Genomic DNA, 10000 nt, shown 5'->3' with positions numbered 1-10000 from the left:
AGCATTGATCATTTTCATGAAATTCGTGTACACCAAACTCAGCATTTATTATTCTAGAAAATGCGCTGCTGCTTGTGTATAAGTTTTCTATCGAATAACAAGGTGTCAAATAAATATCGCCAAGATTTTTGTAACTGGCGTTATCATCAAAGTCAGAATCGATAAAGAACATACATAAAGAGTTTCCATAGTCGAAATGAGTTCTAATCATTCTTCGTAGTTCTATAACATTTTTTTTCCCTGAACAATTAATGCCTATCCATTTTATGTCTGAGCGTATTATGTTGATTCTCGGTGAGTAATATTTTTCATCTTCACCCTCGAAAAAAATAGCATATTTGCCATTCGACACTACTTTTGTAAATTCTATGAATTTGACAGATAGCCTGTTTCTAGCTGCTTCCAGCATTTCCACTCTTGACATAAGATTATAGCTCCTTAACGCAATGAGCTAGATCTACTGTATGAGCAGATAATTCATTATCAAATATAAAAGGAGAGTGTGTGGTCGCAAATAAAAATTTACATTTCCCAGAGTTTATAATGTCAGGCAGTAGCGTTTTCTGCCATTCTATAGATAAAGAGAGTTCTGGTTCGTCAAAAAATATAGCTAGGTCTTCTTTTTTCTGTAAGTATAAAAGTGCAAACAAAGATATTATTTGTTTCTCTCCAGATGATAGGCTTTCTATATCCACAGTTTTCCCATTCTTCTTTCTTATTATCTCAATGGTTACGCTGCTTTCGTTGTAAACTATTTCTTTATCTGTAAGGTATTTGTTGCTGAATCGAGCAAAATTTTGAAGAGCTTCATCATTTTCTTGCTGCTGTTGGTAAACATTTAAAAGATTGCTTACAAAATAAATGAGAGGATCATGATCTTTTAATATTTCTCCACTACTCACCAAAGATAGTATTTGCTGTTTATGCGATTCTGAAATGTCTTTACCAATTCTTTCTAAAACAATTTCAACAGCCTTTTTACTCAATATAGATTTTTTCATCTCTTCGGTTACAGAGAACCCATTTACTAATTGTGAAAGCATTTGGCCATTTATCTTGGAGAACCACTTTACAGATGAGCTCAATATTTCTGATGTTATTTGTTTAATACTCTGTTGAACATCGCCCATTCCAAAATTTATTGATGTCAGTCGCATTCCTCTGTCTTCACTAAACTTACTAAACGCCCGAATATCTTCTTCAACTCGACGATACGTTGGTAAATAAAGTGCTTTCAGCCCAAGCTTCTTTTTGATCATCTCTATTTTATCTTGAGTATTTGCATTTACCTTTCTATCTAATCTACTTCCTCTTAGTTCTCTAAGATAGTCTCGTAATACACTCGACGGTAAATCAAGTTCTGTGCATGCATGGCGAAAAAGTGATGAACGCTCCATTAATGCAGAAGGGTACCGCTTTACATCATCAAGAAGTTGAAATATGAAATCTCTACCTAGTTTATTTTCTAAATGCTCGACGAATGAATGGCCTTTTGTAGAAATTAGATCAGGTTCAAAATCTTCCTTTTTAAATGACACTTCAATATTGTCGTCAAATATTATTCCAAGTTCAGAGAAGTCAATTTTCCTTAGTTTTGCTATGTCTCCCGATATTATTGCATATATTGAATTTAATATTGTTGTTTTTCCGTAGCCGTTGTCAGCTACAATTATTTTTATCTTGCTAGAGAACTTAATTCTAACGTCTCTTTCTTGGTATAATTGTTTTATATAAAATTCTTTTATCATATTTATGTTCTCATTGCGTGCCGGGTGGCTATTGATTCTTTGCAGCTATCCAATGAATAAATCCCTTTGATTGCGCAGTTTTAATTATTCTATATCCATGTGTTAAAGTGTTGTTGGGAGTTTCTTCTTTTCTATAGGGGTAAATTTTTTTAATTTTTTATTTCTGGTCTCATTTATGTTATAAGTGATTTGTATTTAAGTGTAAGAGTATAGTAATGTGTTTTTGTTTTACAGTTGACTGAAGTTAAATGGTGATTTTTTTTGATCATTTAATCATCTTGTTATAGTGATCTTCGTATTCAGCTCTCACGAATACTTCTTTGAATATGTTTATGAATCTTACAGCATCGAGATCTCCAAAATCGGTTAGGTTGACCATGTCAGAGTGAGAGCCTCTGCTGATATACCTCAATAATGGTCTGAAGTTATTATGTTCATCACCTAAGTTAGTTAGTATGTCTGATAGCTTGTCTTTCTTTTGAACGAACGAAAAGAAATGTTCTAAAATATTTCTCATGGCATTTGGCAATATTGGACTGCAGATTCTGTCAGCCTTCGCGTCTCTAATTACTTGCCAGTAACCGTCATATTCGTTTCTGATGTCATTCCGTTGAATTGAAGATATTTTGCTGTATTCATCTTTTCTAACTCTAAACAAAGCATAGTGTTGTTCAAAGTCTTCTTGTTTTAAGCCTGACAAATTCATTATCTCATGAAAGAAGAATAAATTGTGGGTCAATAAAAAAACTTGCTTAAAAGGTTTCTTAATTATTTCTTTCTGAATTAGCGTTGCTATCTCATATATAAAGTTGTGAGATAAGCTTGAAACAGGATCATCGATAACAATGATTTTATCAGCTATGCCCAGTGCCGAATCAGGTTTAAGTAGTCCTTTACACTGTTCTAAAAAATAAAGGAAGGTAATTAACGTTTTCTCGCCCTCACTCAAGGTCTCGTAAACGTTTTCCGTGGCACCACTTTTTCTAACAATCTTGTATCTAGCTTCAGTACCCTCAACTTTATCTATATGAAAATCTTCTACACCAACGCTTGATAAAGTAGTCCTTATATTTTGAATTGATGTATCAACATTCGTTGTTTGTTTTCTTTGTTCAACAATTACTACCTGCTGTTTAGTTATTGCTTCTTTGTTTTGCCTATATTGCTCTCTCAGAGTGTCAAGTTGCTGATCAAGGCTGTTTAAATTTTCTTCTGTCAACTCAATTGCAGCTTTATAGGTTCGCTTGTGTACCTGCCAAAATTGACTTTTAATCTTTTTTTGAATTTGTGGCTTACTAGTAATACGGCTATTAAAGTCATTGATTTTTCTGTTAATTTCTTCAATGCAGCGATTTAATTTCTCTAAATAGTTAGTAGTGTCATTCAACCCAACTATGTTACTCGGTTTTGATACTTTATCTTTTAATAGCGTTAAGTTTGCACGACAACAAGTGAGCAGTTCAGCTTTTGCGACAGCAAATTCCGCACTCTCAGTTACATAGCTGTCATAGAAATTTTCTGAAGACAAGGTTGCTTCAATGTCATTTATAGCAAGTTCATAGGCATCACGGTTTGCTTCAACTTCTTTGCACTTTATCTGATAAGTCTCATCAAAAAGAGCCTTAAGATTTGATTCAAAATCCTTTTCCGGTATTTCTTGACAAAATGGACATACACCTTCTGAGTTTTCGTAGTGAGAAAGTCCATCCCGAACCCAGTCTGAGTGGCCTATCTTTTCAATTAATTCTGCAAGGTACGATTCTGAAGAACCAACTATGACTTCATGATTTATTCTACTTGTTTCGACTAACTTGCCATCAAAACTAATTAAAGATAACAACTTTTTGGGCGATAAGTCTGGTTTTTCAAGTTCTAAAGCTTGGTCAAAAAGACTTTCCATCGTCACTTCTGTATCAGCAACACTAGCCTGTTTTACAGCATCAAGAAATAAGTTTTTACGCTGTTTGTTTTCTAAACAAAACTCTAGTGGTGTTTTGACGAATTTATCTTTTTCTAACCAAATTTTGTTTTCAAGTTTAGTTTGCTCTGCTTCTTTTTGTTTCTTAATAATTTCGGCTTTGCTTGAAATTTGATCACGTTCGGCAGCTAGCTTGTTTATTTCTTGTTCAGCTAATTCAATGGCTTGTTCCGCCTCGACATTACCTTTATTGACAGTAAAAACTCCTGGTTGATCTTTACTGTCCCAAAAGTTGTCTTTAACAAATTTTTGATTATATACGTAAATGCCTTCGCTCAACTTTGGCGTCATGGAACATGATAAATAGTCTATTTCACTGGGATATTGTAAGTATTTGGCTATTGTTGATTTGCCTGATCCATTCAAACCATAGAAGCAGTTAATTCTTCTTAAACTTGATATTTCTTGGGCCGTGTTATTTGAATAGCTAGCCACTCCTTGAATTGTTATTTTATTTATCATTACTAAATCCCTCTAATTTACCTATAGTCTTAGTGGTCCTTCGAGCACATAAAAAGGCTTGCCTCAAGTTTTAACTTGTTTTATTTACTGCCTGCAATCTTCAACCGCTCATTCTCACAAACCAACACACCCTTATCACACTGAACCTGCGCCAACTTCGCCATCCGGTCTGCCGCCTGAGCCGTTGCGCGCTGAAAACCTAATAAGCCCAAAGCCGCAGAGGCTGCATCCGTTACGCTGATAGCGTGGGCGTCTTGTACTGTCAGTAATAAGGCATTGGTCAGTTCGGCATCACAGACGTTTTCAAGCTTGCGGGTGGCAGTGTCGGCGCTGTTCCAGTTTCTTAATTTGACTGTGCTGCGGCCCTGCGGCCATAACACTTCGTCTTTATCGAGCTGGATCAATCCTTTGGCAACGGCACTTTCGATGGCTTGGTCAACTGTGCGTTTAATTTTGGCACCAACTCGTGTTAAGCCAGCAGCATTAGCTAATCGAGTGGCCACTAAGCTGGCGAATATTGGGTATTCGGTTTCAACAATACGTTCTACTGCATGCACCAACGTACTCAGAGGAATGGCACTGAAATCATCGACATGAGGAATATTTAGCTTAGACACATCAGCCTTTTTATAGGGCGTAGTGCAGGCTTCAAACTCTGGTTGTTCTTCCTCTACCCGCAGAATAGGCGCTGCAACAAGCTCTGGCGCAGCAACCTGGTGTTTCACTTGTCTGGTGCTAGTGGCTTGTGCCGCCATAGCTACCATCAGCTCGTTATGCTGTGTTATGGCTTTATCTATCAGTACTTTTAAGCGATGTAATTCAGCCTCTGGATCCCGAAACCAGTCAGTGGACCAAATACGACCAAAGCTCCAGCCAAGGCCTTCCAGCACACTTTGCCGCAGCCGTTCACGGTCGCGGGCTGAAGCTGCCTGGTAATAACCTGCGCCGTCGTATTCCAGTGCCAATACAAATTTACTGGGGTCTTCAGGATGTTTAATGGCTAAGTCGATGTAGTAACCCTGACTGCCGACCCGGGTGGCTACCTGATAACCTAATCGCTGGATCGCCTGATGTAGCAGGGCACCAAAAGCAAAGTTTTGTTCCTGCTCTTTTTCATGGGCTTTGTTCAGCAGGCCTGATTCGGCAAATTGCAGAAAGATTTGCAGCGAGCGCACACCAAAAGGACTGTCTGCTTCCACTTTCAGTTCGTCACCTTTGAAGTTGGCAAAGACTTCCATCGCCAGCCGTGCGCGTGAGATCAACACGTTTAAGCGCCTTTCCCCACCTGGCTTATTCAACAAACCAAAATTTTGGCTGAGTTGGCCTGTGCTGGTTTTGCCATAACAAATACTGATATAGATAACGTCGCGCTCATCGCCCTGTACGTTCTCCAGATTCTTTACAAAAAACTCATCGCCACCAGCATGGCGTGCAAAGAATTCGTCGGTTTCAGGGTGTAAGCGGCGCTCTTTTTCCAGCTCAAGCAATATGGCATCACACTGTGAAAGGCTAAAAGCCACCACACCTAAGGACAGGTGAGGTTTGCTTAACGCATGGTTTAATACGGCCGCTACTACAGCTTTTACTTCACCTGGATTGGTGCGCGAACCGCCTTTGTCGTAATGGGTTTCCGGTAAATGATGAAACTTCAGTCCAGTTGCATCGGGGTGAAAACCCGGGCTTGGAAAGGCCACTAACTTGTTTTTATAAAACTGGTCGTTGGATACTGCAATCAGCGAATCATGGCGGGAGCGGTAGTGCCAGCGCAGCATTTTGCTGGCCGCACCACGGGCTTCCATTAATGCCAGAATACTTTCCATTTCTGCGGTGGCGCTGCTTTCCAGCTCTTCTTCTTCCAGTTCAACGGCTTTACCAAACAAGTTGCTTGGTGGCATTTGCTTACTGTCACCCACCACAATCACCTGCCGCCCACGCAGCATAGCGCCGAGGGCATCAGGGGCAGGAATTTGGCTGGCTTCGTCAAAGATCACCAGGTCAAAATCCAAAGCACCTTGTTTCAGATAAGTGGCGATGGACATAGGGCTCATCATAAAAATAGGTTTTACTTGCTGAATTACGTTACCGGCTTCAGCCAGCAGTTTTCGGATAGGAATATGGCGCTTTTTCTTGCCCATTTCGCGCAGCACTAATTCCATTTCACCTTTGGCTGTTTTCTTGGGTAAGCGCTCGTACAAGGTGTTTACCAACAGCTCCTGGGCGAAAAACAAACTGTTGCCATCAATACGTTTAAAGTCGCGCAGGCTTTGCTCATGTTTATTGCGGTCAAAGCGCCGTATGGCTTCCGAACTATCGTAGGCATGATCAACCAAACCTCGGTAATAACTTAGTTCGAATACTGTCATTAAGAGGTCTGGCGCTATATGCCATGAGTTCGCCAGTTCAGTGAAAGCTTTGATGTTATAAGGCTCAAAGGCCTGAATAATCTGGTTGTAGCGCGCGAAATCGTAGAGTAGGGCAGAGTTTTTCCAGCCTTCTAACACAGCATTGAGCTGGGTAAATTGCATGGGTGCTAAATCGTGGTTTGGATTGCTGTTGTGGATTTGTATCAGCTCTTGCAGCGTTTGTGCCTGCACTGCGATAGCGTTACAAAGCGTTGTCAGTGAGTTCGCCTGATCGCGCAGCAGCTTTTTATCAAGGCCCGTATCAATCAGTTCAGCCAATGACTGCGACAATTCAAGACGGTTTACCTTGGTATAAAAGGTGCTGATCCAGCTATGGATTTGGGTCAAGTAAGCATGCTCTGAAAATTCGCCTTGCCACTGTGCTCCATAGACTTCAGACAAGATGCTGTTGTAGCTGGCCAGCTCTTTTTTCGCACTTTGGTAAGCCAGGGCTGTATCTAATGCAGTGAGCCAGTCAGCAGACGAAGCGGGCAGAGTGCCACGCCAAAGCCCTGCCAAGTTAGCTTTGGCTTGTCGATAACTGGACGACAGGAAGCGCCACCATTTATCCGTTTTACCTATCAAGCCCTGGCGGATACTCAGCAAATCGGCATCCAGCGCTTGAGCTATAAAGTGCGCTTCGCAGCTGGCTTTTAAGGTTAAGAAATTGGCTAAACAAGCCAGGCCGTTATCTATCCGCTTTTGTTCAACAGCCCATAAAGGGTTATTTACTTTAACCTGTTTAAGATCCGGCACTTCGGATAGCCAGCTTGTTGTCGCGATCAGTGGTTTAACTTGTTGCAAGCTTTGTGGTTTTTCAAGCTTCAGAAATACGCTGACGGTTTGAGTTTGCACATCAAGTTGGCGAAGCAATTGGCTTGTTTCTGCTAAAGCTGAAGTTAATGCTTGCTGCAATGCAGGAGAAAAATCAGTGCGGCCAGACATAGCAAAAGGGTGAGCGGCAGGCACACCAACCCGTTCCAGTTGCTGCACTAATTCTGCCACCAGCTTTCTGGCATTGCTGTATTGCTCGGCTGTCCATTGTTCAAAACAGCTAAAGGGTAATGCTGGCAAAGAGCTTTCGGGATCCTTTGTTTTTAGCTGCAATAAAGAGCCTAAAGCTTCAATGTAATTGAGGCCACTGCGCAAAACTGGAGCCCGAATGGCATGCACATAAGCATCCAGTGAAGCTTTTGATTCTGCTAAATCTGACAACTCTTGCTGGCGGTTTCCGGTTTGGGGTCGCCCTTGTTCGAGCGACTCAGCGATAGATTCCAGCACAGCTTTTTTGGTGCTTTTGTGGCTATGCAGTTCCAGTACCGCAAAGCCCATATGTGTTTCATCAAGGCGTTTTTTCACCACCTCAAGTGCTGCCATTTTTTGCGCCACAAACAGTACTTTTTTACCCAAAGCAACGGCTTCAGCAATGATGTTGGTGATGGTTTGGGATTTGCCTGTACCTGGCGGGCCTTGAATGATCAGGTCAGCGCCAGACTTCATGGCTAAGATAGCTTCAATCTGGCTGGAGTCAGCGTCTTTCACTAAGTGGAGTTTTTCCGGATGATTCAGATCATCTGGGTTAATCTCGGCATTGTGGTCAAAACCATCCCGGAATAAACGGCCAATCAAAGGTAATTGAGACGGTTTTTTTCCTTCAGGCCAGCCGGACGGGTCAAGGTCCATATACATCTGAAACTTGCCAAAAGAGAACAGCCCTAAACCAATTTTATCCTGATGCACCCGCCACGAAGGTTGGGCCGCAATTGCATCTGTTACCGCCTGATAATAATCCGAGACTGTCATTTCATCAGAATAGGTGGGCAGCAATAACTTAAATTCTGTTCTGAGTTTCGCTGCCAGAGTCAGGTTTGAACCCAGCTCTTCGCCTGTGTAACGTAACTTGAAGCTGTCTCGGGCAGAAGATCGGGTCAGTTCGACAGGGATCAGAATTAACGGCGCATACCTTGAAACCGATGAGTTGGTGGGCTCATTCCACTGTAAAAAACCAAGAGCCAGATACAGAACCTCGACACCTTGTTCCTGCAGCATGGTATGAGCTTCGGTTTCGAGTTTCAGCAGCGCTTTATCCAGCTTCGCTGGTATCAGCCCTGTTTGCAGGTATTTATCGCTAAAGCGGGCAGCGCCTTTCTTTTGTTCCAGATACAAATCAAGCGGCGGTAATTCGGAGTCGTCGTCCGACTGAAAGAAGCTTCCTTCATCTTCGCTGTCGGCAATTTTTTGCTGATAAGCTTCTGGCAGTGGCAAAAAGCTAAGGGTGTTTTCCTGCTCAACCAGCATCTGAAAAATCTTGGCAGATTGTTCATCAATAATGTCGAGGGATTTACTGCCACTGCGGTAATTTAATTGGGGGTTGGATCGAAGACCCATATCGAGTAATTCAAGACGCGCACGTTCCAACTGCTGCTCAACAACCATAAAAATCCCTCTCTGGTCTGCTTGAATACCCATCGCCTTTGTTGTCTGCTAATTATTTATTTCTAAGTGTGGCGATGGTTAAAAAACTAACATAACAACGCTTGTTTCCAAAAGCAAACATGGGATTGGTAGGGGGCAGTTGGTTGCTATCGGCTACATTATCTATTGAACAGCAATAACGATAAAAAACTAAACAGCAGTTAAAAACCTAAAGAGGCCAAAGTTCTGGTTTAAACCGAAAATAAAACCTAAAATAAGACCTATATTAGATGTCGAATTAAAGGTGAATCTCAGATGGCAACTGTACACAGTATTCTGGCGGAACGAACCTGCAGTATTACAGAACTGAAAAAGAACCCTATGGCGGTAGTAGCGCAGGGTGAGGGTTTTCCTGTCGCTGTGCTTAGTCATAATCAGCCTGCTTTTTACTGCGTGCCTGCCGCAGCTTATGAAGCGTTAATGGAGCGCCTGGAGGATTTAGAGCTGGCGGCTTTGGTTGCGGCAAGAGCAAATCAGCCGGAGGTTGAGGTCGATATTAATGACCTATAAGCTGGTTTTTAAAGAAGAAGCTTTGAAAGAATGGAAAAAGCTGGAACCTTTGATCCGGGAACAATTTAAGAAAAAGTTGATAGAGCGCCTTGAGGCTCCCCATGTTGAATCCGCTAAGCTTAGAGGCATGAAAGACTGTTACAAAATCAAGTTACAGAGCGCAGGTTTCCGCCTTGTGTATCAGGTTCGGGATCTGGAGATTGTGGTCTCTGTTGTGGCCGTAGGGAAAAGAGATCGCAATCAGGTATACAAAGCTGCGTTAGCCAGATTGTGAAATGGTTGTTTTTTATCAAATAATTCCTTGATAAAAGTGGCGCAACTTATTCCTTTGTTTCCATTGTTAATCCGTTTTTCTTAACGATCCCACCTTGTTATCAAATCCCCAATGAGTAAGCTTTTTACCACTTTCCCAAAAACCCTACTAA

The 10000-nt window shown here is 41.5% G+C and carries 6 protein-coding genes; 2 read left to right on the top strand and 4 right to left on the bottom strand.

The window, feature by feature from the left end; genetic code table 11:
- The 4 genes from LDL40_RS06800 to LDL40_RS06785 form a co-directional block, all read right to left on the bottom strand.
- Window positions 1-424, bottom strand: a 424-nt coding sequence (locus tag LDL40_RS06800) for a DUF4435 domain-containing protein (RefSeq protein ID WP_300994463.1), incomplete at its 3' end; no start/stop codon positions are given.
- Between the two features lie 4 nt (window positions 425-428).
- Entirely contained in the window at window positions 429-1748 is a 1320-nt protein-coding gene (locus LDL40_RS06795; protein ID WP_300994462.1) for an AAA family ATPase, read from the bottom strand.
- 265 nt (window positions 1749-2013) lie between these two features.
- The gene (locus tag LDL40_RS06790; RefSeq protein ID WP_300994461.1) at window positions 2014-4188 is read right to left on the bottom strand and encodes an AAA family ATPase; all 2175 of its coding nucleotides are present in this window, start codon (window positions 4186-4188) and stop codon (window positions 2014-2016) included.
- Between the two features lie 80 nt (window positions 4189-4268).
- Complete coding sequence (locus tag LDL40_RS06785; RefSeq protein ID WP_300994460.1) at window positions 4269-9026, bottom strand: DUF3320 domain-containing protein; 4758 nt, start codon at window positions 9024-9026, stop codon at window positions 4269-4271.
- A 294-nt stretch (window positions 9027-9320) separates the two neighbouring features.
- Here LDL40_RS06785 and LDL40_RS06780 point away from each other — a divergent pair, with 294 nt between their 5' ends.
- Together LDL40_RS06780 and LDL40_RS06775 are read left to right on the top strand one after the other, a co-directional pair.
- A complete protein-coding gene (locus tag LDL40_RS06780; RefSeq protein ID WP_300994459.1) occupies window positions 9321-9575 on the top strand; it encodes a type II toxin-antitoxin system Phd/YefM family antitoxin in 255 nt (84 codons plus the stop codon).
- The gene (locus LDL40_RS06775) at window positions 9565-9849 is read left to right on the top strand and encodes a type II toxin-antitoxin system RelE/ParE family toxin (RefSeq protein ID WP_053424417.1); all 285 of its coding nucleotides are present in this window, start codon (window positions 9565-9567) and stop codon (window positions 9847-9849) included. The genes LDL40_RS06780 and LDL40_RS06775 overlap by 11 nt, the downstream gene beginning before the upstream one ends.
- Window positions 9850-10000: the final 151 nt, after the last annotated feature.

Origin of the sequence: Rheinheimera sp., from assembly GCF_020217005.1 — a bacterium.
GTDB lineage: Bacteria > Pseudomonadota > Gammaproteobacteria > Enterobacterales > Alteromonadaceae > Pararheinheimera.
This window is presented reverse-complemented; position numbering and strand designations above follow the sequence as displayed.